Below are 22,947 nucleotides of genomic sequence, written 5' to 3'. Positions count from 1 at the left end.
CGCTGCCCGCCGACGAGATCGAGCGCCTGGTCGCCAACCGGCTCGACGAGATCGTCCACGAGCAGGCCAACCCGGCCCGGCGCGCCGCCAAGGCGCTCTACGCCGAGCTGTTCGACGCCGCCGGCCTGGTCGCCGCTGCCACGGCCGCCCCCGCCGACGCCACCCACAAGGTGCCCGGCGGCGCGCTCACCGTGGACACCACCAGCTGCGGCAAGCCGCCCGGGCAGCTGCCGGCCGGCCCGCTCGCGTTCAGCGTCACCAACGCCTCCAAGGTCTACGCCACGGTCTACCTCACCTCGGCCGACGCGAGCCTGGCCTACGCGGAGATCAGCTGGCTCGGCCCGGGCAGGACGCTGCCGCTGACCACCACGCTGACCGGCGGCCGGTACGCGATCCGCTGCGTCTTCTCCAGCGGCCCGGTGCAGACCACCGGCCCGGTGCGGGTGGACGGCACGGCCGCCGGTGCGGTGGCCGGCTACCTGCCGATGAACGACAAGGAGCTGACCGCCCCGGTCACCGCCTACCGCGGCTACGTCAGCGCGGAGCTGCCGAAGCTGCTCGCCGCCGCCCAGCTGGTGGACGGCGACCTGGCCCGCGGCGACCTCGCCGCGGCCCGCACCGACTGGCTCACCGCGCACCTGGAGTACGAGCGCCTGGGCGCCGCCTACAACTCCTTCGGCGACTTCGACGACTCGCTCGACGGCATGGCGGGCGGACTGCCGCAGGGCGTCGACACACCGACCTGGACCGGGTTCTTCGCGCTGGAGTACGGCCTGTGGCACGGCCGCACCGCCGACCAGCTGCGGCCGCTCGGCCAGCAGCTGGTGACCGACGCGAGCGGCCTGATCGACGACTTCCCGAGCGAGGACACCGATCCCGGCACCCTGCCGCTGCGGGCCCACGAGATCCTGGAGAACGGGCTGCAGTTCCAGCTGAACGGCATCGCCGACTACGGCGGCGGCAGCACGCTGGCCACCCTGGAGGCGAACATCCAGGGCACCGAGGAGGTGCTCTCGGTGCTCGCCCCGGTGGTCCGCCCGCGCGACCCCGACCTGCTGGCCGAGCTGGACCGGGAACTGCCGGCGCTGGACGCCGAGGTGAACGCCTGCAAGAACCCCGACGGCAGCTGGATCCCGGCCGCCGCGCTCGGCGCCGACCGGCGCCGCAGGCTCGACGGCGACCTCGGCGACCTGCTCGAGCAACTGGCCGTGCTGCCCAACCTGCTGACCCCGAGGAACCACGCGTGACCAGTGCCGAGCACCAGCCCACCGAGCTCCCCGCCGAGCAGCGCGGCGAGCACCCCGGGAGCACCGAGCCCCGCTGCCCGCACGCGGTGCACCGCCGCTCCTTCCTGCGCGGTGCCGGCCTCGGCACCGCGCTCGGCGCGGGCGCGCTGGCCGGGGCCTTCGCGGTCGCGGGCGCCGCCGACGCCGACGACGGCACCGAGCGCGACGGCCCCTCCGGACGGCTGATCCCGTTCCACGGCCCGCACCAGGCCGGCATCACCACGCCGCCGCAGGCCGCCGCGAGCTTCGTGGCGTTCCGGGTGATCGCACCGGACCGGGCCGGCCTGCAGCGCCTGCTGGCGGTGCTCACCGACCGGATCCGCACCCTGACCGCCGGCGGCCCGGTGCCCGCCACCGACCTGGCCTCGCCGCCCACCGACAGCGACACCCTCGGCCCGGTGGTGCCCGCGGACGGGCTGACCGTCACGGTCGGCTTCGGCGCCTCGCTCTTCGACGACCGCTACGGGCTGGCCGACCGCAAGCCGGCCAAGCTGGTGCAGATGCCCGCCTTCCCGGACGACGACCTGGTGGGCGCAACCGAGCTGCACGGCGACCTCTCGCTGCAACTGTGCGCGGACTCGCGGGACACCGTGATGCACGCGCTGCGCGACCTCACCCGGCACACGCGCGGGCTGATGCAGCCGAGCTGGAAGGTGGACGGGTTCCACTCCGCGCCCCGCCCCAGCGGCACCCCGCGCAACCAGCTGGGCTTCAAGGACGGCATCGCCAACCCGGACACCGGGGACGCCCGCACCGCCGACGCGCTGATCTGGACGCACGGCGGCGCGAACGGCGAGCCGGCCTGGGTGGAGGGCGGCTCGTACCAGGTGATCCGGATCATCCGGATGCTGATCGAGTTCTGGGACCGGGTCTCGCTGCACGAGCAGGAGAACATGATCGGCCGCCGCCGCGACTCGGGGGCGCCGCTGGACGGCACCGACGAGGCGGACCGGCCGAACTACCAGGCCGACCCGCAGGGCCTGATCACCCCGATGACGGCGCACATCCGGTTGGCCAACCCGCGCACCGCCGCCACCTTCGACCAACAGATCCTGCGCCGCGGCTACAACTACGAGCGGGGCCTGGACCTGGACGGGAACCTCGATGTCGGGCTGGTCTTCTGCTGCTACCAGCAGGACGTGGCGCGGCAGTTCCAGGCCGTGCAGCAGCGGCTGGCCGGCGAGCCGCTGGTGGACTACATCTCGCCGACCGGCGGCGGGTACTTCTTCGCGCTGCCCGGGGTCAGCGGGTCGGGTGACACCTTCGGGGCCGCGCTGTTCGCCTGACGGGCGGCCCGGGTTCGGGAACGCGGGGCAGGGGCGGGGCTGGGCGAGGGCAGGGGCTGGGGCGGCGCAAGATCGGTTCGGTGAACAACGGATTTCCGATCACCGCCGGGATCTGGCGCTGCGTTTGACCGTACGTCATCATGAGCTGTCGCCGCGCACTGCGGCGCAGTTCCCCCACCGGGCACCCCCATGCCCGCCCGAAGAACCGTGCCACGGCCCGGATTCGCGCGATCCGCGATCCCGGTTGCCCGACCCCCATGCGACAGCACGGAAGGAACCCCCTCAGCATGCCACGCATCAGCGGTGCCATCTCCTCTCGTCCCGTCAAGGCTACGGTCGTCGCCGCGGTCTCCTCGTTCGCCCTGGTCGGCGGGGTCTTCGCGGGCGCCGGACTGGCCCAGGCGCAGACCGCTCCGGAGGCGTCGGCGGCCTCGCACGCCTACCGCCACGGCGCGGTGCCGAAGCTGGACCCGAGCACCGGCCGCGCCGTGACCGCGCCGGACGCCGGCACCGCCACCAACGCCAACAACCTGAGCTACGGCGGCGCGATCGACGGCATCGGCGTCACCACCGGCGCCCCCAGGGTCTACGTCATCTACTGGGGTTCCCAGTGGGGCAAGGCGACCACCACCAACGGCGTGGTCCACCTGTCCGGCGACAAGTCCGGCATGGCGCCCGACCAGCAGTCCTTCTTCAAGGGCCTGGGCAGCAGCACCGACAAGTGGTCCGGCGTGATGACCCAGTACTGCCAGGGCATCGCCACCGGCGCCCAGAGCTGCCCGTCGACCGCGGCGCACGTCGGCTACCCGGGCACCGGCGGCGCGCTGGCCGGCGTCTGGGAGGACACCTCCGCGGTGCCGTCCGCCGCCAGCGGGCACCAGATCGCCGAGGAGGCGATCAAGGCGGCCGCGCACTTCGGCAACACCACCGCCGCCAAGAACCGCAACGTGCAGTACGTGATCACCTTCCCGTCCGGCACCGACCCGGACAACTACCAGACCCAGGGCTTCTGTGCCTGGCACGACTACAACGGTGACACCACGCTCTCCGGCGGTGCCGCCACCTCGCCCTACGGCGACATCGCGTTCACCAACATGCCCTACCTGCCGGACGCGGGCGCCAGCTGCGGCGCCGGCTTCGTCAACAAGCCCGGCCTGTTGGACGGCATCACCATCGTCGGCGGCCACGAGTACGCCGAGACCATCACCGACCAGAACCCGGCCGGTGGTTGGACCGACGCCCAGGGCAACGAGGACGGCGACAAGTGCGCCTGGATCTCCTCGGGCACCGGCGCCTCGCAGAACATCACGCTGAGCACCGGCAAGTTCGCGGTCCAGTCCACCTGGGGCAACGACGGCAACGGCGGCGCCGGGGCCTGCGAGGTCTCGCACGCCTTCGTGAAGTAGCCGCCGCCGGCTGCGCCGCGGCGCCGGACGCCGCACCACCGACAAGCCGAGCAACGCCCCGGGGCCCAGCTCCGGGGCGTTGTCCGTGCCGGCGGTCAGCGGTGCCGCTGCACCAGGTGGGTGGAGACCCGGAGGTCGGCCCGGCGGACTTCCAGCACCCGGCGGTAGGGGAGCACCGTCCAGCCGTCCTCGGCCCGCTGTCCGCCGATGCCGCTGGAGGCCACCACCACCTGCTCGGCCTCGGCCCGGTAGCGCAGCCGGAAGAAGTCGGGGCCGCGGCGCACGCTCACCTCGGAGGCGGGGTCCTCGTCGGCGTAGGCGTAGAGGGCGTGTTGGGTGAGCAACAGGCAGTTGAGGCTGGCGAAGGTGGCGGCGTGCGCCCGGACGTCGGCGGCGGCCCCGGCCAGCGCGTCGACCGGGTCCTCGGTGCGCAACCGGGCCAGCACCCGCAGGAAGTAGCGCTCCGAGTCGGTCTCGCCCCGGGCCCCGGCCAGCAGGTCGGGACCGATCAGCGGGTCCAGCGCCTCGATCGGGCGGAAGAAGCCGTTGTGGGCGAAGGCCAGGGTGCCGGCCCGGAACGGGTGGGTGTTGCGCGGCGCGGTGGCCAGCCCCGGGCTGGCCATCCGCAGGTGCAGCAGGGCGGCGTCGGTGACGGTGTCGGTCAGGCTCTTGGGGAAGGCCTCGCTGCGGTGGGCCGGCAGCACCTCCTTGGTCACCGCCAACTCGCCGTCCACCCGCCAGGCCGCGATCCCCCAGCCGTCCGCGTGCTCCGCGGAGAGGCCGGTGAACGGCTCGACCAGCCCGTCGAGCGAGTCGGTCAGGGGTATCGGGGCACGGGTGACCACGCCGAGCAGCCGGCACATGCCGAGTCCTTTCGGATGTCCTTGCGAAGGTGGGGGATTGGCGGAGGCTCAGCCCTGCTGGCGGCGGTCCAGCACGGTGGCGATCCGGGACAGGCTCGCGTTGATCAGCACGTAGCAGGCGGCGCCCACCAGGTAGCTGGAGAGCACGGTGTTGTAGTACTCGCCGAGCACCTGGGTCTGGTGCAGCAGCTCGACGTAGCTGACCACGTAGCCGAGCGAGGAGTCCTTGAGCAGCCGGACCAACTGGCTGACCAGCGCGGGCAGCAGCTTGCGCACCGCCTGCGGGATCACCACGAAGCGCATCGCCTGCCAGTAGGTCATGCCCAGGCTCTGGGCGGCCTCGGCCTGCCCGCGCGGCTGGGCGAGCACCCCGGCCCGGAAGATCTCCGCGACCACCGGGATGTTGCTCAGCACGATCGGCAGCACCAGCTGCCAGAAGACCGGGAAGGTCACCCCGGCCCGGGGCAGCGCGAACAGGAAGACGTAGAGCAGCAGGAGCAGCGGCACCGCGCGGAACAGCTCGACGTAGCCGCGGGCCAGCGCCCGCGGCACCCGGGAGCGGCTCAGCCGGAGCAGCGCCACCGGTACCGCCAGCGGGAAGGCGAGCGCCGCCGCGACCCCGGTGACCCGCAGCGTCTGCCCGATCCCGTCGAGCAGGAAGCGGATGATCGGCCACTGCCGGTACATCTCCCACTGGTCGGCGGCCAGTTGCCCGTGCACCTGGAACTGACGGACCGCCAGGGCGAGCAGGACGGCCAGCACCAGCAGCGACGCCCCGGTGGCCAGCCGGATCCGGCGCCGGGCCCGCGGCCCGGGCTGGTCGAAGAGCAGGCGGTGCTCGTCGTCCGTGCGAGTGGCTCTGCGAGCGCTCATCGGCGGATCGCCACCTTCTTCTCGATCCGTCCGGCGATCAGCCCGGAGGTCAGCGTGATCAGCACGTAGACCACCGTGGTCACGGCGAAACTGGTCAGCGGCTCGTCGTACTTGAGGGTGGTCAGTTCGGCCTGGCCGGTCATCTCGCTCACCCCGACCGCGGCCGCCAGCGAGGTGCCGAGCGCCAGCCCGATGAAGACGTTGGCCAGCGGCTGCACCATCGAGCGCAGCGCCTGCGGCAGGATGACGAAGCGCAGGCTCTGACCGGCCGTCAGACCGAGGGCGCGGGCCGCCTCCGCCTGCCCGAGCGGGACCGTGCGGATGCCGGCCCGCACCACCTCGCAGACGAAGGCCGCCCAGTACAGCGCCATGGTCAGGGTGACGGTGCCGAAGAGCGAGAAGCGCAGGCCCACCACCGGCAGCCCGAAGACGAAGAGCACCAGCAGCACCAGCAGCGGGATGTTGCGGAACACCGTGACGTAACCGGTGCCCAGCACCCGCAGCGGCGGCACCGGGCTGATCCGGCAGACCGCCAGCACCAGCCCGAGCAGCAGCGCACCGGCGAAGCCGAGCGCGGTCATCGCCAGGGTCAGCTGCAGACCGTGGCCGAGCGGGCCGAGCGTCTCGTGGATTCCCTTCGGCACGGCCGTCAGCTGCCCTGCGCGGAGCCGATCACCGGCGGGGCCGGCGGGGTGCCGGGCAGCACCGTGCCGATCGTCGCCTGCCAGAGCTTGGCCCACTCGCCGTCGGACTCGATCTGCTTCAGCCAGTCGTTGACGAAGGCCTTCACGTCCGGGGAGTTCAGCGGCACCCCGATCCCGTAGGGCTCGGTGGTGAAGGGCTGGCCGACCACCTTGACCTGGGGGTCGCGGAACTGGTCGCCGAGCAGCAGCGCCTGGTCCAGCACGTAGGCGTCGGCCCGGCCCTGCTCGACCGCCTGCTGGCACTCGGCGTTGGTCTGGAAGAGCATCACCTTGGCGCTCGGCGCGTACTGCTTCAGGTCGTTGGCCGCGGTCGAACTCGACTCGGTGCAGACGTTCTTGCCCGCCAGGTCGGCCACGGTGGTGATCGAGGTGTTGTTCTTGGCCACCAGGATCGCGTCGCCGGAGGAGTAGTAGGGGCCGGCGAAGGCCACCTTCTGGGCCCGGGCGGGGGTGATCGTGTAGGTCGCGAAGACCGTGTCGACGGTGCCGTTCTGCAGCAGCGTCTCGCGGGTGTCGGCGGTGACCAGCACCAGGTTCTCGTTGGGCTTGCCGGTGATGTACTTGGCCAGCATCTGGGCCAGGCCCGCGTCGAATCCGGTCAGCTTGCCGGTCACCGGGTCCTTGAGCGAGAAGAGCGCCGAGGTGTCGGTGCCGCCGACGTTCAGCGTGCCGCGGTCCTTGATCTTCGCCATCGGGCTGCCCGCGGGGATCGCCGAGGCCGGCGCCACCGGGGCGGCGTCGAGCACGCTCTGGAAGGTGGGCGCACCGGCGGTGCTGCCGGAGCCCTTCGGAGCGGGCAGCGAGCCGGAGGAGCCGCAGGCGGCGAGCGAGAGGGTGAGCGCGAGCGCGGAGAAGGTGGCGGCGGCGAGCGGGAGGCGTGACCTCACGTGCACGGAGGGGTTCCCTTCATCAGTGGCTGAGGATCTTGGAGAGGAAGTCGCGGGCCCGCTCGGTCCGCGGCGCGGTGAAGAACTCCTCCGGCGTGCCGGTCTCCAGGATCCGCCCCCGGTCCAGGAAGACGATCCGGTCGGCGGCCCGGCGGGCGAAGCCCATCTCGTGGGTGACCACCAGCATGGTCATCCCCTCGGTGGCCAGCTCGACCATGACGTCGAGCACTTCCTTGATCATCTCGGGGTCGAGCGCCGAGGTCGGCTCGTCGAAGAGCAGCAGCCGCGGGTCCATCGCCAGCGCCCGGGCGATCGCCACCCGCTGCTGCTGGCCGCCGGAGAGCTGGGCCGGGTAGGCCTCGGCCTTGTCCGCCAGCCCGACCCGGGTGAGCAGCTCGCGGGCCCGGTCGGCGGCCTGCTGCTTCGGAATCCCGGCCACCCGCACCGGCGCCAGGGTGAGGTTCTCCAGCACGCTCAGGTGTCCGAACAGGTTGAAGGACTGGAAGACCATGCCGACCTGGGCCCGCAGCCGGGCCAGCTCCCGCCCCTCGGCCGGCAGCGGGACCCCGTCGATGGTGATCGCGCCTGAGTCGATGGTCTCCAGCCGGTTGACGCAACGGCAGAGCGTCGACTTCCCCGACCCCGAGGCACCGAGCAGCACCACGACCTCGCCGCTGTGCACCTCCAGGTCGATGTCGTGCAGCACCTGCTGGTCCCCGAAGGACTTGTTGACCTTGTCCAGGCGGACCAGGGCCGATGTGCCGGACGTGCTCATCTCGGGACCGTCACCTCCTGCGGAGCTCGGGCGGCCACGGGGGGCCGTGCGGGGTGGTGTCGACAGCATGGCGGCGGTGAAACTCATATGTCCAGTAGGGGATTTAAGGTCGAGTGATAAACATCCTTTATCCTTGATCGGTGTTCGATGTGCGCCAACTTCAGGTGCTCTCCGAGGTCGCCCGCACGGGCACCTACACGGCTGCCGCCGAGTCCCTCGGATACAGCCAACCGGCCGTCAGTTACCAGATGCGGATGCTGGAGCGCAGCGTCGGTGCCGCCCTGGTCACCCGCAGCGGGCGCGGGGTGCGGCTGACCCAGGTCGGGCAGACCCTGGCGCGGCACGCCGAGGCGGTGCTGGCCGCCCTGCGCACCGCCGAGGACGAGGTGGCCGCGCTGACCGACGGCGGAGGCGGCCAGGTCCGGCTCGCCGCGATGCAGAGCGGGTGCGTGGCCCTGGTGCCGGCGGCGCTCGGCGCGCTGCGGCGCAGCCACCCGGAGCTCGAGGTGGTGGTCACCCAGACCGAGTGCCACCGCTCGCACCGCCTGGTGCTCGCCGGCGAGGTCGAACTGGCCATGATGTGCGACCTCGAACTGGGCGGGACCGACGGCCAGGGCGCGCTGCCCGACCCGCGGCTGCTGCGGCTGCCGCTGCTCAGCGACCGGCGCTGCGTGCTGCTGCCGGCCGACCACCCGCTGGCCGCCGCGCCGACCGTGGCGCTGGCCGAGCTGGCCGGCGAGCGCTGGGTGCTGGAGAGCGGCCGGGAGCGCTTCCTGGCCGCCTGCCGGACGGCCGGCTTCACGCCGAAGGTGGCCGCCACCTCGGATGACCAGCTGACCATCCACTGCCTGGTGGCCAACCGGATCGGGGTGGCGATCATGAACGAGCTGGGGGTCGGCGCGCACACCGACCCCCGGGTGGTGGCCCGGCCGCTGCGGGACTGGCCGGTGCGGCGGATCTTCGCGCTGCTCTGGCCGGACATGGTCCGGGTCGCCCCGGTCGCCGCCCTGCTCGACGCGCTGCGCGCCACCGCTGCGGAGCACCACCACCGCATGCTCGGCACCGCCCGGCTGGGCGCGGGGGTGCCGTAGCACCACGGAACAGAACCGCCAGGGCGCGTCACCCGTTCGGCCCCCTTAGGGTGGATGTATTCGGTTTGCGGTGGAGATGTCCGGCCCGGCCTGCTGAGGACTGGTGGTGGGCGAGGTGATCCGCGGGGTCCACCTGGAGTCGCAGTGGCGCAGGGAGGCGCTGCGCACCAACCTGTGGGTGGTCCCGACGCTGGAGGTGCTGCTCGCGGTCGGGCTCTTCTTCGGCACCTGGTCGCTGGACCGGGCCGCCTACCGCGGTGCGCTCAGCCTGCCGTCCTGGGTGATCAGCGGCACCGCCGACGCCGCCCGGCAGATCCTGGCCGCGATCGCTGCGGCGCTGATCACCGTGGTCGGCGTGGTCTTCTCGATCATGATCGTGACGCTCACCCTGGCCTCCACCCAGTTCGGGCCGCGGATGCTGCGCACCTTCATCCGCGACCGCACCACCCAGGTCACCCTGGGCACCTTCGTCGCCACCTTCGTCTACGCGATGCTCGCGCTGATCTCGATCGGCCCGGCCTCGCACGGCGACTTCGTGCCGCACCTGACGATCACCGTCTGCATGGGCCTGGTGCTGCTGGACCTCGCGGTGCTGATCCACTTCATCCACCACATCGCCACCACGATCCAGTTGCCCTACGTGATCGCCTCGATCGCCACCGAGCTGACCGAGGCGATCGACGCCGGCGTGGAGCGGGCCGAACGGGCCGAACGGGTCGAACGGGCGCGGGCCCGGGCCCGGGCGGCGAACGGGCCGGGGCACCGCCCGGCCGCCGTCGAGCAGGGGCCCGACGCGGCCGAGCTGCACGCCCGGCTGGACGCCGCTGGGGCCACCGTGCCCGCCCCGGCCAGCGGCTACCTGCAGTTCGTCCGGCACCGCACCCTGGTGCGGATCGCCACCGAGCTGGACGCGGTGATCCGGCTCGACCACCGCCCGGGGCACTTCCTGGTGCAGGGCCACCCGCTGGCCACCGTCTGGCCGGCCACGGCCGCCCCCGAGGTGGCCCGCAGCTTCGCCCGCGCCCACATCACCGGCCCCTCGCGCACCCTCGCCCAGGACATCGCCTTCGCGGTCGACCAGCTGGTGGAGATCGCCATCCGGGCGCTGTCCAGCGCGGTCAACGACACCTTCACGGCGCTGACCTGCGTGGACTGGCTCGGCGAGGGCCTGTGCCGGATCGCCGCGCACTGGCAGCCCGACCCGGTGCACCGGGACGCGGACGGCCGGATCCGGGTGATCGCCGCCCCGGTCAGCTACGAGCGCCTGGTGCAGCGCGCCTTCGAGAAGGTCCGGCAGGCCGCGGTCGGCATGCCCGCCGTGCTGATCCGGCAACTCGACGCGCTCGCCCAGATCATGGGCGAGACCGTGAGCGAGGAGCAGTGCGCGGTGCTGCTCGACCAGGCCGCGATGATCGACCGGGTGGCGGTGGAGACGGTCCCCGAACCGGCCGACCGCGACGACGTGCACCGGCGGTACCTGGCGGTGCTGGCGGCGCACGCCGAGCGGAAGCGGCGCGCGGAGCTGGGGGACCGGGGGCGATAGCGGCCGGGTCGGAACCTCGACGGCTGATCTGGAGCTTGATCGTCCGCATACACTGCTCGCCATGCCCTGGATCGACGCCCTCCGTGACACCGCGCGCACCGGGTTGCACCTGGACCGGACCCTGACCAACCCCAAGCGGGCCGCCCGCGGTGCGCTCGCCGTGGCGCTGGTGCTCTTCCCGACCCTCGCCCTCGCCGGTCCCAAACTGGCCACCTCGGCGGCGATGGGTGCCTTCATCGCCGGCACGGCCACCTTCCAGCGCAGTTTCCGGCCCCGCCCCTCGCTCGCCGTGGCGGCCGGGATCGGACTGGGCGTCAGCACCTTCACCGGCTACCTGGCGGTCTCGGTGCCGGGCCTCTTCCCGGTGGTGCTGGCCGGCTGGGCGCTGCTGGCCGGACTGGCCTGGGCCGCCGGGCCGACCGCGGGGGTGGTCGCGGCCACCACGGTCTCGGTGATGCTGGTGGTGGTGCAGCTGCCGGTCAGCGTGCCGATGGCGCTCTTCCACGGGCTGCTCTGCGCGCTCGGCGGGGTGGTGCAGGCGGCGGTGATCGTGCTCTGGCCGATCGACAGCTGGCGGGCCCAGCGCGACGCGCTCGCCGACGCCTACCACGCGCTCGCCGAGCACGCGCGCGAGCTGCGCGAGGACCCGACCACCCCGGTCGACCCGGCCGCGTTGATGAACGCCCGCAAGGCCTCCGAACTGACCCCGTGGCAGGACCGCCACCGCCCGCGCGAGCTGCACGGGCTGCGCGGCCTGGCCGAGTCGATGCGCCCGGCGATCACCGCCCTGGCCGACCCGCGCGGCGGTGCCCCCGAGCAGGGTCCGGCCCGCGACCGGGTCTGCGTGCTGCTGGCGGCGGCGGCCGAGACGCTGGACGCGCTCGCCCAGGCGATCCGCACCGGCGACCCGCTGCACCTGCCGCGGACGGCGAGCGCCCTGGTCACCCTGCCCGAGGCGGACGGGGACGCCTCGCACGCCGAGGCCGCGCACTCCGACGCCCCGCACTGCGACGCCCGGCACCCGGCGGCCCCGCACCCCGACGTCCCGCACCCCGAGGCCTCGCTGCCGCCCGGCCCGGCCCGGGTGGCCGCCCGGCAGCTGGCCGCGCTGCTCGGCCGCGCCGTGGACGCCCTCGACCACGCGCACCACCACACCGTCGCCGCCCCGACCCCCGGCAGCGGCGGCGCGCTGCTGCGGCCCTCGCTCTTCGGCATGGCGCCGCTGGTGCTGCGCTCGGTCCGGCGCCAGCTGCACCCGGGCTCGCCGGTCCTGCGGCACGCGGTGCGCCTGGCCGCCGTCGTCACCGTGGCGCACCTGGTCGCCGAACTGGCCGGTCTGCACCGCCCGTACTGGGCCCCGCTGACCGCCGCCATGGTGATCCGGCCCGACTTCGGGCAGACCTTCAGCCGCGGCGTGGCCCGGCTGGCGGGCACCGTGGTCGGGGTCGCGGTCGGCACGGCCGTGGTCGGGCTGCTGCACCCCGGCCCGTGGTGGTCGGCGGCTCTGGCGGTGGTCTGCATCGGCGGCGCCTACCTGACCAACCGGACCGGCTACGCGCTGATGACCGCCTGCGTCTCCGCCTACGTGGTGCTGCTGCTCGGACTGCAGGGCGGCCGCCCGCTGACCATCGCCGCCGACCGGATCGGCCTGACCCTGCTCGGCGGCGCGGTCGCGCTGCTGGTCTTCGCCGCCTTTCCCAGCTGGGCCTCGGCCCGGCTGGCCGACCGGCTGGCCGACTGGATCACCGCCAGCGGGGTGTACGGCGCGACCGTGCTGACCGTCTTCGGCGACCCGGCCGCGCACGGCCGCCAGGAGGTGCGCAGTGCCCTGCTGGACGCCCGGGAGGCGCGTGCCGCGCTGCTGCTGGCGGTGGAACGGGCGGCCGGCGAACCGGTCCGCGACGCGCTCTGCACGTCGCTGCCGGCCAAGCAGTTGGACAAGGCCCGGGCGGCGGTCGGCCTGTTCGGCCGCACCGGGCTGCTGATGGAGGCCCAGCTGCCGGGCGCGGACGCCGCTCCGGTGCCGGGCGCCGAGCGGTTCGCGGCCGCCCTGGTGGACGCCACCGCGGTGGCGGCGAGCGCCGTGCGGGAAGGCCGGCCGGTGGACTTCGCCCGGCTGCGGGAGGCGCAGCGGGCCTGGGAGCGGGAACTCCGGCCGGCGGGTGCCGCGGTCGACGGCACTGCAGAGCAGGGCGCCGCGGACCACCGTGCCGCGGACCACCGTGCCCCGGACCCCGGGCTGTCCGACCGCGTCGAGCTGCTGCGGGCCGCCTCCCGGCTGCTCGCCCAGGCCTGCGACGACCTGGAACGTGCGCTGCACCGCGGCAAGACCGGCCGCCGCACGGGCGAGCCGGCCACCACCGCGCCGCTCGTCGCACCGCGCGCGCCGCTGCCCGGCTCGGCGGCGATCGGCTCGGCGGTGATCGGCGCGCAGCCGACCGGCGCAGCAGCCGCCGTCGCCCAGTCGGGCTAACCCCGGCCCCCGGCACCTCTCCCGCCCCGCCCGCCCCAGCAGGCCCCGGCCGCCGCGCCACACCCGTGCCCGGCGCGCCGATTCGAGCTGCCCTCGACACCCCGGCTGGCAGAGTGGAGGCGCTCCCCGGAAACGCGATCCGGCCGGACCGGCGGGGCGGAGAGGAGTCCTCGTCTCATGTCCTGGTGCGAGCTCTCGGTAGCCGCCCCCGCCGGTCCACCCGCCGGTTCGACCGTCCCGTCGCAGGTGCCCGCGCGGTGCCGCCGGACGCCCAGGAGCGCAGCGTGAGCGCCGGCTGCGGCGCCCCGCTGCTCGGCGGCGCCCTGTGCCACGGTCCGTGGCTCGCCGGCGCCGCCTCGTTCGCCGTCACGCCGGGGGCGCTGTGGCTGCTCGGCTGGGTGCTGGAGCGCCGGCGCCCGCGCCCCCGGCAGGAGTTCCTCGCCGTCACCCTGGGCGACCCGCTGCTCGCCGTCGCCCTCGCCCTGGGCGTGGCGCGGCTGCACGGCACGCTGCCGGGCGGGGCGGCCGGCCCGCCGTTCGGGCTGCTCTTCGCGCTCGGCTGCCTCGGCTTCGGCCTGCTGCAGTGGCGCACCGAGCTGCGCGAGGGCTACTTCACCCGGGAGCAGGCGCTGGCGCCCACCAAGGTCTGGCACCAGCTGGTGGTCTACCCGGTGCTCGGGTACTGGCTGTGGACGGCCGTGCTGGGCGCGTTCCTCGCGCACGGCGGCGGCTTCGCCGACCTCACCGAGACGGTCCTGATGGTGCTCGGCGTGCTGGTCTGGGTCGCCACCAACGTCTACGACCGGGCCAACCCCAAGCTCGGCCACCCGCCCTACGACTGGCGCCGGCTGCGCCCCCGCCGCGGCCCCTGGGCCGCCGCCTCCACCACCCTGCGCGCCTACCTCCGGGTCCACCCGGAGCACCGGCAGCCGGAACCGCAGGCCGCCCGTTCGGCGCAGCAGACCGTCAAGGTCCCGTGAAGGACGGCTGGTTACGCGTAGTCCGGGCGTCAAGAACGGGTGCGCACCAGCTCCGTACACGCTGCACTGGAGTCGGGCCGAGCACCTGCGGGCCCGCGCCGCGCGTGGAAGGAAGCGTCTGCCATGTCCGACACCCAGGTCGCCGTCCCGTCCGACACCCTCTCGTCCGGCGCCGTCCGGTCCGACCTCGTCCCGTCCGGCAGCCTCCCGTCCGGCAGCCTCCGGTCCGACACCGTCGCGCCCGCGCCGCAGCCGCTCGGCAGCCCCTGGCCCGCCTCGGCCCGGCCCGGACCCGGCGGTGAGGTGCTGGTCAGCGGCGTGGGTCTGGCGGAGGCGGCCGACCGCTTCGGCACCCCGCTCTACCTGCTCGACGAGGCCGAGGTGCGCGCGCGGGCCCGCGCCTACCGCGCCGCCCTGCCGCAGGCCGAGGTGCTCTACGCGGCCAAGGCCTTCCTGTGCAGCGCGATGGCCGACTGGATCGCCGAGGAGGGCCTGGGACTTGACGTCTGTTCGGCCGGCGAGCTGCGGCTGGCCACGGCGGCCGGCTTCCCGCCGCACCGGATCCTGCTGCACGGCAACGCCAAGACGCCCGAGGAGCTGCGCCTGGCCCGGCGGTTGCGGGTGGGCCGGATCGTCATCGACGGCCTGGCGGAGATCCCGAGGCTGGCGGCGCTGGCGGTCGCGGACGTCCCGCAGCGGGTGCTGATCCGGGTGCTGCCGGGGGTGGCGGCCGGGCACCACAGCGCGGTGCGGACCGGCGTGGACGGCCAGAAGTTCGGCTTCGGGATCGCCGGCGGCGACGCGGCCGAGGCGGTCAGCCGCACCCTGGCCCAGGGCAGCCTCCACCTGGTCGGCCTGCACTGCCACCTGGGCTCGCAGATCACCGAGGTCGAGCCCTACCTGGCGGCCCTCGACCGGGTGGTCGAGCTGCTCGCCGGGATCCGCGACCGGCACGGCGTCGAGCTGCCCGAGCTCGACCTCGGCGGCGGCCACGGCATCCGCTACCTGGCCCAGGACCGTGAGTTGGACCTGGCCGCCTTCGCCCGCGCGGTGAGCGACCGGCTGGCCGAGCGCTGCCGCGCCCACGGCCTGGCCGTGCCGCGCCTGGTGGTCGAGCCGGGTCGGGCCATCGCCGCGCCGGCCGGCGTCGCGGTCTACCGGGTCCTCTCGGTCAAGCACACCACCGACGGGCGCACCTTCGCCGCGGTCGACGGCGGCATGAGCGACAACCCCCGCCCGGCGCTCTACGGTTCGCCCTACGAGGTGCGCCTGATCGGCCGCACCTCGGAGGCCGGGACGACGACCGTCGACGTGGTCGGCCGGCACTGCGAGGCCGGCGACGTCCTGGTCCACGACGCCCCGCTGCCCGCGGACCTGCGCCCCGGCGACCTGCTCGCGGTCCCGGCCGCCGGTGCCTACCAGTACTCGATGGCCTCCGGCTACAACATGATCGGCCGCCCGGCCGTGGTCGCCGTCCGCGACTCCCGCGCCCGGCTGCTGATCCGCCGCGAGACGGTCGAGGACTTCCGCGCCCTGGAGATGGAACGCTGACACCCGCTCAACGCTGACGCCCGTTCAGTACCGGCACCGACACCCGGTCGGTGCTGACGACCGGTCACCGTTCGCCGTGATCACCATATATCGGCCCCGGGGCCTTGCAGCAAGGCCCAGGTGATCCCGCAGAATCGTGCGCCGAGCCCAGGAGCTGGGCCGACCCTACGAACGGGGGGACTCGCGGGATGCGCGTTCTGTTGTCGACGTACGGCTCGCGCGGGGACGTCGAACCGCTGGTGGAGCTCGCGGTGCAGCTGTGCGGACTCGGCGCGGAGGTGCGGATGTGTGCGCCGCCGGACGAGGACTTCGTGGAGCTGCTGGCCCGGGTCGGCCTGCCGCTGATCCCGGTCGGCCGACCGATGCGCACCATGGTGCGCCCGGCCTCGCGGGCCGAGGCGGGCCGCCGGGTGGCCGAGTTCGCCGCGCAGTACGACGCGGTGGCCGCCGCGGCCGAGGGGTGCGACGTGCTGCTGGCCAGCGGCCTGGCGCACTTCGCCTCGCGGTCGGTGGCGGAGCAGCTGGGCATCCCGTACGCGTACGCGACCTGCTGCCCCTTCCTGCTGCCGACCCCGCACCAGGCGCCGCCGGCCGCGCTGTTGCCGGGCCAGGCGTTCCCGGCGGGGGTGACCGACAACCGGGCGCTCTGGGAGCTGAACGCCGAGCTCTTCGACTCGATGCACGGCGAGGCGCTGAACGCGCACCGGGAGTCGGTCGGCCTGCCGCGGGTGGCCGGCGTGCGCGAGTTCATCCTCACCGACCGGCCGTTCCTGGCCGCGGACCCGCTGCTCGCGCCCTGGCGGGAGACCGAGGAGCTCGACGTGGTGCACACCGGCGCCTGGATCCTGCCCGACGACCGCCCGCTGCCGGCCGACCTGCGCGCCTTCCTGGACGCGGGCGTGCCCCCGGTCTTCGTCGGCCTCGGCAGCACCCGCCAGACCACCGGTGACGTGGCCCGCCCGGCCATCGAGGCGGTCCGGGCGCTGGGCCACCGGGTCGTGGTCGGCCGCGGCTGGGCGGACCTGGCCCTGATCGACGAGCGCGACGACTGCTTCGTGGTCGGCGAGGTCAACCAGCAGGCGCTGTTCACCGAGGTGGCCGCCGTGGTGCACCACGGCGGCGCGGGCACCACCACCACGGCCGCCCGGGCCGGCGTGCCCCAGGTGGTGGTCCCGCAGGGCGCCGACCAGCCCTACTGGGCTGCCCGGGTGGCCGACCTGGGCATCGGTGCGGCGCACGCGGCGACGGCGCCGACCGCCGAGTCCCTCACCGCCGCGCTGCGCACCGCCTTCGACCCCGCGACCCGGGCCCGGGCCGCCGCCGCGGCCGCCACGATCCGCACCGACGGCGCCGCGGTGGCGGCGAAGCTGCTGCTCGAGCTGGCGGGCTGAGTCCCGGATCACGCAGCAGGGCCTGCCGGCAGCTCGACTGCCGGCAAGCCCTCGCACGTTCGGTTCGGCCGCCTTGTTACGGCGTCTCGGCCCTGACCAGGGTCAGCGCCGGGGGCTGCTCCGGCTCGCCGTGATGGGTCAGGCGTTCGCCCTCGATGTCCAGGTCCGGCAGGCGCCGGGCCAGCCAGGACGGCAGCCACCAGGCGGCGTGGCCGGTGAGCGCGAGCACGGCGGGGACGAAGGTCATCCGGATCACGAAGGCGTCCAGCAGGACGCCGACGGCCAGCGCGAAGGCGATCTGCTTGAGGATCTGGCCGTCGCTGGTCAGGAAGGCGGCGAAGACCGCGATCATGATCAGGGCGGCGGCGGTGACCACCCGGGCGCTGTGCCGGCCGCCGCTGAGGACGGCAGCGAGCGGCGGCCGGTCGCGGACGTACGCCTCGCGCTGACGGGAGACCAGGAAGACCTCGTAGTCCATGGCCAGGCCGAAGAGGACGGCCAGCAGGATGATCGGCAGGAAGCTGCTGACCGGGCCGGCCCGGTCCACGCCGATCAGGTGGGCCAGGTGGCCGTTCTGGAAGACGCTGACCACCGCGCCCAGGGTGGCCGCGACCGAGAGCAGGAAGCCGACGGCGGCCTTGACCGGGACCACCAGCGAGCGGAAGACCAGGAGCAGCAGGAGCAGCGAGAGGCCGACCACCACCGCGGCGAACGGCACCATCGCGGAGTCCAGCTTGGCCGAGACGTCGATGCCGACGGCGGTGCTGCCGGTCACCTTGATGCTCGCGCCGGTCTGCCGGTGCAGCTGGTCGGCGTCCGCGCGGATCGCGTTGACCAGGTCCTTGGTGGCCTGGTCGCTCGGGGCGCTCTTCGGGACCACCTGGAGCAGCGCGGTGTGGGTCTGCGGGTCGGCCACCGGCGGGCTGACGGCGACCACGTCGGGCAGCGCCCGGATGCCGGCGGCGAGCTGCTCGCCGGCCGCCTTCGGGTCGGCGCTCTGCGAGGTGTCGGCGAGCACCAGCAGCGGGCCGTTGAAGCCGGGGCCGAACTTGTCGCTGACCTGGTCGTAGGCCAGGCGCTGGGTGCTGCCGCCCGGCGCGGTGCCGTTGTCGGGCAGTGCGAGGCGCAGGCCGTGGGCCGGCCAGGCGAGTGCGCCGACGGCGACCAGCACCGCGAGCACGGTGAGCAGCGGGCGGCGGGTGACCAGGCGGAACCAGCGTTCGCCGGCGTTCGCCGCGCCGTCGCCGGTGCGCTCGACGGCCTGCTCGCGGCGCAGCGCCCGCGATCCGGGCTTCGGGACCAGCCGCGCCCCGGCGAAGCCGAGCAGCGCGGGCAGCAGGGTGATGGCGACCAGGACCGCGATCAGCACGGCCGCGGCCGCGCTCAGGCCCATGACGGTCAGGTAGGGGATGCCGACCACGGAGAGGCCGGCCATCGCGATCACCACGGTCAGGCCGGCGAACACCACGGCGCTGCCGGCGGTGCCGACGGCGAGCGCGGCCGATTCCTCGGGGTCGGTGCCGTGGGCGAGCTGGGCCCGGTGCCGGCTGACGATGAAGAGCGCGTAGTCGATGCCGACCGCCAGACCGATCATCAGCGCCAGGCTCTGGGCGGTGGAGGAGATGGCCGTCACGCCGGTGAAGGCGAGCACGCCGGCCAGCGCGGTCAGCACGCCGGCGATGGCGCTGAGCAGTGGCAGGCCGGCGGTGAGCAGCGAGCCGAAGGTCAGCGCGAGGACCAGGACGGCGACGCCGACCCCGATCAGGTCCTCGGCGCCGGGCTTGGCGGCGCCGGCGCCGTAGGCCGCACCGCCCACCTGCACGTCCATCCCGGGCAGTTGCTGCTCGGCGGTGGCGACGGCGGTGTGCAGCTTGTCGAGCGTGTCGGACTTCAGCGCGCTCTGCACCACCTCGTACTGCACCTGGGCGATCGCGGTGCTGCGGTCCGGCGAGACGGTCTGCGCCGTGACCGGGTCGATCACCTTGGCGACCTGCGGGGCGGACTGCGCCGCCTGCAGCGCGGTGTGGATCGCGGCCAGGTCGGCGGGGTCGGTGATCTTCTGTCCGGCGGGGGCGGTGAAGACGACCTGGGCGCTGGTGCCGGAGGAGGTCGGGAAGTCGGTCTTCATCCGGTCCAGCGCCTGCTGGGACTCGGACCCGGGGATGGTGAAGGTGTCGTCCAGCTTGCCCGGGCCGCCGAAGGCGGCCATGCAGGCGACGACCGCGGCGATCACGGCGAGCCAGAGCGCCAGGACGCGGCGTCGGTGCCGGAAGGCGGACCGTCCCAGGCGGTGGAGGAGGGTGGGCATGGCGGGCTCCGAGTCTGAAGCAGGGGATGCCGCAAAAGTGGCAGGACTGCCACGTTAGCAAATGTGGCAGTCCTGCCACTTTCTCGGGGTGCCCTGGCGGGTGCGGAGTCGATCCGCGCGGCGGAGCTGAGATGATCCGGGGGTGAACGAGGCAGGACCGGGTCGCCGGGAAGAGAACAAGCGGCGCACGCACGACGCGCTGGTGGAGGCGGCCGCACGGCTGTTCCGCGAGCGGGGCTACGAGTCGACCACCGTGCGGGACATCGCCCAGGAGGCGGGGGTGGGGGAGCGGACCTTCTTCCGCTACTTCCCCTCCAAGGAGAACCTGATCATGCAGCAGGTTCGGGAGATCATTCCGCCGCTGGCCGAGGAGCTCCGGGCCCGCCCGGTCGGCGAGCCGCCGCTGACCGCGCTCTGCGAGGCGGTGCTGGAGATCGCCTTCCGCTACGACAGTCCGATCACCATCCTGCTGGTCGGGCCGCAGCCGATGAGCCCGGACCCGCACACCCGCGGTGAGAAGGCGCTGCTCTTCGATCTGGAGTCGATGGTGGCCGGAGTCTTCCTCGAGCGGTTCGCCGCGGCGGGGGCGGTGGGCGGGGAGCCGGCCGTGGTGGCGACCGGGGTGCCCCGCGACGAGCAGCTGGTCCTGCGCGCGGACGTGCTGGCCAGGTCGGGCATCGCGGTGCTGCGCGCCGTCCGGCTGACCTACCACCAGCTCTCCGAGCGGCGCCGGGGCGAGATCGACATGGTCGACTTCGTCCGCCGCGCCTTCGCCGAGCTCGGCGTGCCCTACGAGGGGCCGGCGGCGTAGTCGCGCCGACTTGGGATCAGTCGCCCGCGGCCATGGGGTTCGTGGGCGAAGGGTCGGCGATGGGTACGGTCAGCGCGGTCAGCAGCGGGGTGAGGAAGCGGCGCTCCAGGTGCCCGGGGGGCAGCTGGTCCGGCTCCACGTAGCTCTGCGCCAGGCCGCCCTCGCGGATCGCGACGAGCAGGCGGGCCAGCTCCTCGGCGTCCACGGTCAGGGTGCGGCCGGCCCGGGCGAGGTGGCCGGTCAGGCAGCGGGCGAGCTCGGCGCGCAGCCGGGCGTCGTGCTGGGCGAGCACCCAGGCGGCCTGCGGGTCGCGGATGGCGTGCAGGGTGAACTCGGTGGTGACCAGGTACCAGTCGCGCTCGGCCGGCTCGACGTCGGAGAGCAGGTGCACCAGGGCCGCCAGGTCGAGCTGCGCCGCGTCGACGGAGTCCACCAGGGTGCCGATCCGGGCGATCACCCGCTCGCTGTGGGCGTCGAAGAGCGCCAGGAAGAGCTCCTCCTTGCTGCTGAAGTTCGAGTAGAAGGCGCCGCGGGTGAACCCGGCGCGCTCGCAGATCTGCTCGATCGAGGCGGCGCGGAAGCCGTGCGCGGCGAAGACGGCCAGCGCCGCCTCCAACAGGGCGGCGCGGGTGCGGGGGCGGCGCTTGATCACACCCTTGGGCATCGGGGCACTCTCCCTGGCTGATGTGCTGATCGGATGCATTGGCGTATCGGATACAGAACTGTATCGTCTGGCTGTCCGCACTGCCGCCGACCGCCCTGGAGCCCGCCGTGCGCAATCCGGCCAGTACCGCATCCGCATCCGCCCCGCTGCCGGCCGCGCTGGCCGGGGTGGTCGGCCCGACGCCGGCCGGGGTCACCCTGCCGATGCCGCCGACCTTCGACTCGGTCGAGGCCGAGCGGCAGTACCGCAAGGAGCAACTCGCCGCCGGTTTCCGGCTGTTCGGCAGGTTCGGCTTCTCCGAGGGGGTCGCCGGCCACATCACGGTGCGCGACCCGGAGAACCCGCAGTGGTTCTGGGTCAACCCGTTCGGGATGAGCTTCGGCAAGATCAAGGCCTCCGACCTGATCCTGGTCGACCACGAGGGCACCCTGCTGCACGGCAACCGGCCGGTCAACCGGGCGGCCTTCGTGATCCACTCCCAGGTGCACGCCGCCCGCCCGGACGCCGTCGCCGCCGCGCACTCCCACTCGCTGCACGGCAAGGCCTTCTCCAGCCTCGGCATCCCGCTGGACCCGATCACCCAGGACGCCTGCGCCTTCTTCGAGGACCACGGCCTGTACCGCGACTACCGCGGCGTGGTGAACGAGCTCGACGAGGGCCGCCGGATCGCGGCCGCGCTGGGCGAGTACAAGGCGGTGATCCTGCAGAACCACGGGCTGCTGACGGTCGGCCACTCGGTGGCCGAGGCGGTCTGGTGGTTCGTCACCATGGAACGCTCCTGCCAGGCCCAGCTGTTGGCGATGGCCGCGGGCACGCCGACGCTGATCGACCGGGAGACCGCGCTGATCACCCGCGGGCAGCTCGGCAGCCACCTGGCCGGCTGGTTCCAGGCCCGTCCGCTCTGGGACCAGATCACCGCCTCCGACCCCGACCTGTTCGACTGAGCCACCCGTCGAGCCACCCGTTGAGCCACCCGTCGACCCGTACCGACCCCCGGAGCACGCCGTGTCCGCCGCCGCACGACCACCCCTGCGCATCGCCGTGTTCGGCGCCGGCAGCATCGGCTGCCACCTCGGCGGCCGGCTCGCCGAGGCCGCCGAGGTCACCCTGATCGGCCGCCCCGCCGCGATGGCCGCGATCGACCGGGACGGGCTGACCCTGACCGGCCCCGGCAGCGAACGCCGCACGGTGCGGACGCTGCGGGTGGCCACCGACGCCGCCGCGGCGGCCGGGGCCGACTACCTGCTGGTCACCGTCAAGTCCGCCGACACCACGGCCGCCGCCCGGGAGTTGGCCGGCCACCTGGACCCCTCGACGGTGCTGCTCAGCTTCCAGAACGGCCTGCACAACCCGCGGCTGCTGGCCGAGGCGCTGCCGGGCCGCACGGTGCTGGCCGGCATGGTCCCCTACAACGTGCTGCGCACCGGCCCGGGCGCCTTCCACCAGGGCACCAGCGGCCGGCTGATGCTCGCCGAGGACCCGGAAGGCCGGGCCTTCGCCGCCGCCGCCCGGGCCGCCGGGCTGCCGCTGGAGCTGCGCGCGGACATGCCCGCGGTGCAGGCCGCCAAGCTGCTGATGAACCTGAACAACGCGGTCAACGCGCTCTCCGGGCTGCCGCTGCGCGAGCAGTTGGGCCACCGCCCCTACCGCCGCTGCCTGGCCCGCTGCCAGCGGGAGGCGCTGGCCGCGTTCCGGGCCGCGGGGATCGAGCCGGCGCGGCTCGGGCCGGTGCCGGCCCGCTGGACGCCCGCCGTGCTGGGCCTGCCCGACGCGCTGTTCCGCCGGCTGGCCGGCGCGAGCCTGCGGGTCGACGCGCAGGCCCGCTCCTCGATGTGGGAGGACCTGCAGCGCGGCCGGCGCACCGAAGTGGACGCGCTGCAGGGCGAGATCACCGCGCTGGCGGCCCGCCACGGCCTGACCGCGCCGGCGAACGCGCGGCTGATCGAGCTGGTCCGCGAGGCCGAGGCGGCCGGCCCGGGCGCGGCCCGCGGCTGGAACGGCGCGGGAACGCCTCGCCCCCTCGGATTGGAGCTCAACTGCCAGCGGTTTGTCCAA

19 protein-coding genes are annotated in these 22,947 nt (G+C 74.1%); 12 read left to right on the top strand and 7 right to left on the bottom strand.

The genetic code is table 11. From position 1 onward, the window contains the following. The 3 genes from ACQRUO_RS09685 to ACQRUO_RS09675 form a co-directional block, all read left to right on the top strand. Positions 1-1,247: imelysin family protein (locus ACQRUO_RS09685; protein WP_428315356.1), on the top strand; the 1,247-nt coding region annotated here is incomplete at its 5' end. An 86-nt stretch (positions 1,248-1,333) separates the two neighbouring features. Beyond that, the gene (efeB, locus tag ACQRUO_RS09680; protein ID WP_428315358.1) at positions 1,334-2,572 is read left to right on the top strand and encodes an iron uptake transporter deferrochelatase/peroxidase subunit; all 1,239 of its coding nucleotides are present in this window, start codon (positions 1,334-1,336) and stop codon (positions 2,570-2,572) included. Between the two features lie 287 nt (positions 2,573-2,859). Then, positions 2,860-3,978 carry a hypothetical protein gene (locus tag ACQRUO_RS09675; RefSeq protein ID WP_428315355.1) on the top strand — a complete coding sequence of 373 codons (1,119 nt, stop codon included), beginning with the start codon at positions 2,860-2,862 and terminating at the stop codon, positions 3,976-3,978. A gap of 95 nt (positions 3,979-4,073) precedes the next feature. Here ACQRUO_RS09675 and ACQRUO_RS09670 read toward each other — a convergent pair whose 3' ends face one another. The 5 genes from ACQRUO_RS09670 to ACQRUO_RS09650 are packed head-to-tail and all read right to left on the bottom strand — an operon-like array spanning position 4,074 to position 8,080. Beyond that, the gene (locus ACQRUO_RS09670) at positions 4,074-4,841 is read right to left on the bottom strand and encodes a class II glutamine amidotransferase (protein WP_428315354.1); all 768 of its coding nucleotides are present in this window, start codon (positions 4,839-4,841) and stop codon (positions 4,074-4,076) included. 48 nt (positions 4,842-4,889) lie between these two features. Then, positions 4,890-5,714 carry an amino acid ABC transporter permease gene (locus tag ACQRUO_RS09665; protein ID WP_428315353.1) on the bottom strand — a complete coding sequence of 275 codons (825 nt, stop codon included), beginning with the start codon at positions 5,712-5,714 and terminating at the stop codon, positions 4,890-4,892. Further along, positions 5,711-6,358: an amino acid ABC transporter permease gene (locus ACQRUO_RS09660; RefSeq protein WP_428315352.1), complete on the bottom strand. Its 648-nt coding sequence runs from the start codon at positions 6,356-6,358 to the stop codon at positions 5,711-5,713. Before ACQRUO_RS09660 ends, ACQRUO_RS09665 begins: the two co-directional genes overlap by 4 nt. 5 nt (positions 6,359-6,363) lie before the next feature. Then, positions 6,364-7,311 (bottom strand): glutamate ABC transporter substrate-binding protein, encoded by a 948-nt coding sequence (locus tag ACQRUO_RS09655; protein WP_428315351.1) that lies wholly within the window; start codon positions 7,309-7,311, stop codon positions 6,364-6,366. A 16-nt stretch (positions 7,312-7,327) separates the two neighbouring features. Then, positions 7,328-8,080 (bottom strand): amino acid ABC transporter ATP-binding protein, encoded by a 753-nt coding sequence (locus ACQRUO_RS09650; protein ID WP_428315350.1) that lies wholly within the window; start codon positions 8,078-8,080, stop codon positions 7,328-7,330. Between the two features lie 140 nt (positions 8,081-8,220). Here ACQRUO_RS09650 and ACQRUO_RS09645 point away from each other — a divergent pair, with 140 nt between their 5' ends. The 6 genes from ACQRUO_RS09645 (at position 8,221) to ACQRUO_RS09620 (ending at position 17,109) form a co-directional block, all read left to right on the top strand. Beyond that, on the top strand, positions 8,221-9,171 hold the full coding sequence (locus ACQRUO_RS09645) for a LysR family transcriptional regulator (RefSeq protein WP_428315349.1): 951 nt from the start codon (positions 8,221-8,223) through the stop codon (positions 9,169-9,171). Positions 9,172-9,277: 106 nt separating this feature from the next. Next, on the top strand, positions 9,278-10,714 hold the full coding sequence (locus ACQRUO_RS09640) for a DUF2254 domain-containing protein (RefSeq protein ID WP_428315348.1): 1,437 nt from the start codon (positions 9,278-9,280) through the stop codon (positions 10,712-10,714). Positions 10,715-10,775: 61 nt separating this feature from the next. Next, positions 10,776-13,187, top strand: coding sequence for an FUSC family protein (locus ACQRUO_RS09635; protein ID WP_428315347.1), 2,412 nt, complete (start codon positions 10,776-10,778; stop codon positions 13,185-13,187). 284 nt (positions 13,188-13,471) lie between these two features. Continuing rightward, positions 13,472-14,167 (top strand): hypothetical protein, encoded by a 696-nt coding sequence (locus ACQRUO_RS09630; protein ID WP_428315346.1) that lies wholly within the window; start codon positions 13,472-13,474, stop codon positions 14,165-14,167. Between the two features lie 123 nt (positions 14,168-14,290). Continuing rightward, positions 14,291-15,718, top strand: coding sequence for a diaminopimelate decarboxylase (gene lysA / locus ACQRUO_RS09625; protein ID WP_428315345.1), 1,428 nt, complete (start codon positions 14,291-14,293; stop codon positions 15,716-15,718). Positions 15,719-15,906: 188 nt separating this feature from the next. Next, positions 15,907-17,109, top strand: a complete 1,203-nt coding sequence (locus ACQRUO_RS09620; protein ID WP_428315344.1) for a glycosyltransferase — start codon at positions 15,907-15,909, stop codon at positions 17,107-17,109. A gap of 76 nt (positions 17,110-17,185) precedes the next feature. On the opposite strand, the gene ACQRUO_RS09615 is transcribed toward ACQRUO_RS09620, so the two are convergent. Next, positions 17,186-19,417, bottom strand: a complete 2,232-nt coding sequence (locus tag ACQRUO_RS09615) for an MMPL family transporter (protein ID WP_428315343.1) — start codon at positions 19,415-19,417, stop codon at positions 17,186-17,188. A 142-nt stretch (positions 19,418-19,559) separates the two neighbouring features. Between ACQRUO_RS09615 and ACQRUO_RS09610 the strand changes: the two genes are divergently transcribed. Next, positions 19,560-20,228: a TetR/AcrR family transcriptional regulator gene (locus tag ACQRUO_RS09610; RefSeq protein WP_428315342.1), complete on the top strand. Its 669-nt coding sequence runs from the start codon at positions 19,560-19,562 to the stop codon at positions 20,226-20,228. A gap of 16 nt (positions 20,229-20,244) precedes the next feature. Here the strand turns inward: ACQRUO_RS09610 and ACQRUO_RS09605 are convergent, their stop codons facing one another. Further along, complete coding sequence (locus ACQRUO_RS09605; RefSeq protein ID WP_428315341.1) at positions 20,245-20,892, bottom strand: TetR/AcrR family transcriptional regulator; 648 nt, start codon at positions 20,890-20,892, stop codon at positions 20,245-20,247. Positions 20,893-21,038: 146 nt separating this feature from the next. Between ACQRUO_RS09605 and ACQRUO_RS09600 the strand changes: the two genes are divergently transcribed. Together ACQRUO_RS09600 and ACQRUO_RS09595 are read left to right on the top strand one after the other, a co-directional pair. Then, on the top strand, positions 21,039-21,836 hold the full coding sequence (locus ACQRUO_RS09600) for a class II aldolase/adducin family protein (RefSeq protein ID WP_428315357.1): 798 nt from the start codon (positions 21,039-21,041) through the stop codon (positions 21,834-21,836). 61 nt (positions 21,837-21,897) lie between these two features. After that, positions 21,898-22,947 (top strand): 2-dehydropantoate 2-reductase (locus tag ACQRUO_RS09595; RefSeq protein WP_428315340.1); only part of this gene is annotated, 1,050 nt, incomplete at its 3' end.

Source organism: Kitasatospora sp. LaBMicrA B282, assembly GCF_050325825.1.
GTDB lineage: Bacteria > Actinomycetota > Actinomycetes > Streptomycetales > Streptomycetaceae > Kitasatospora.
Note: the sequence above shows the minus strand (reverse complement) of the source record. Positions and strands in the feature narration are given on the sequence as shown.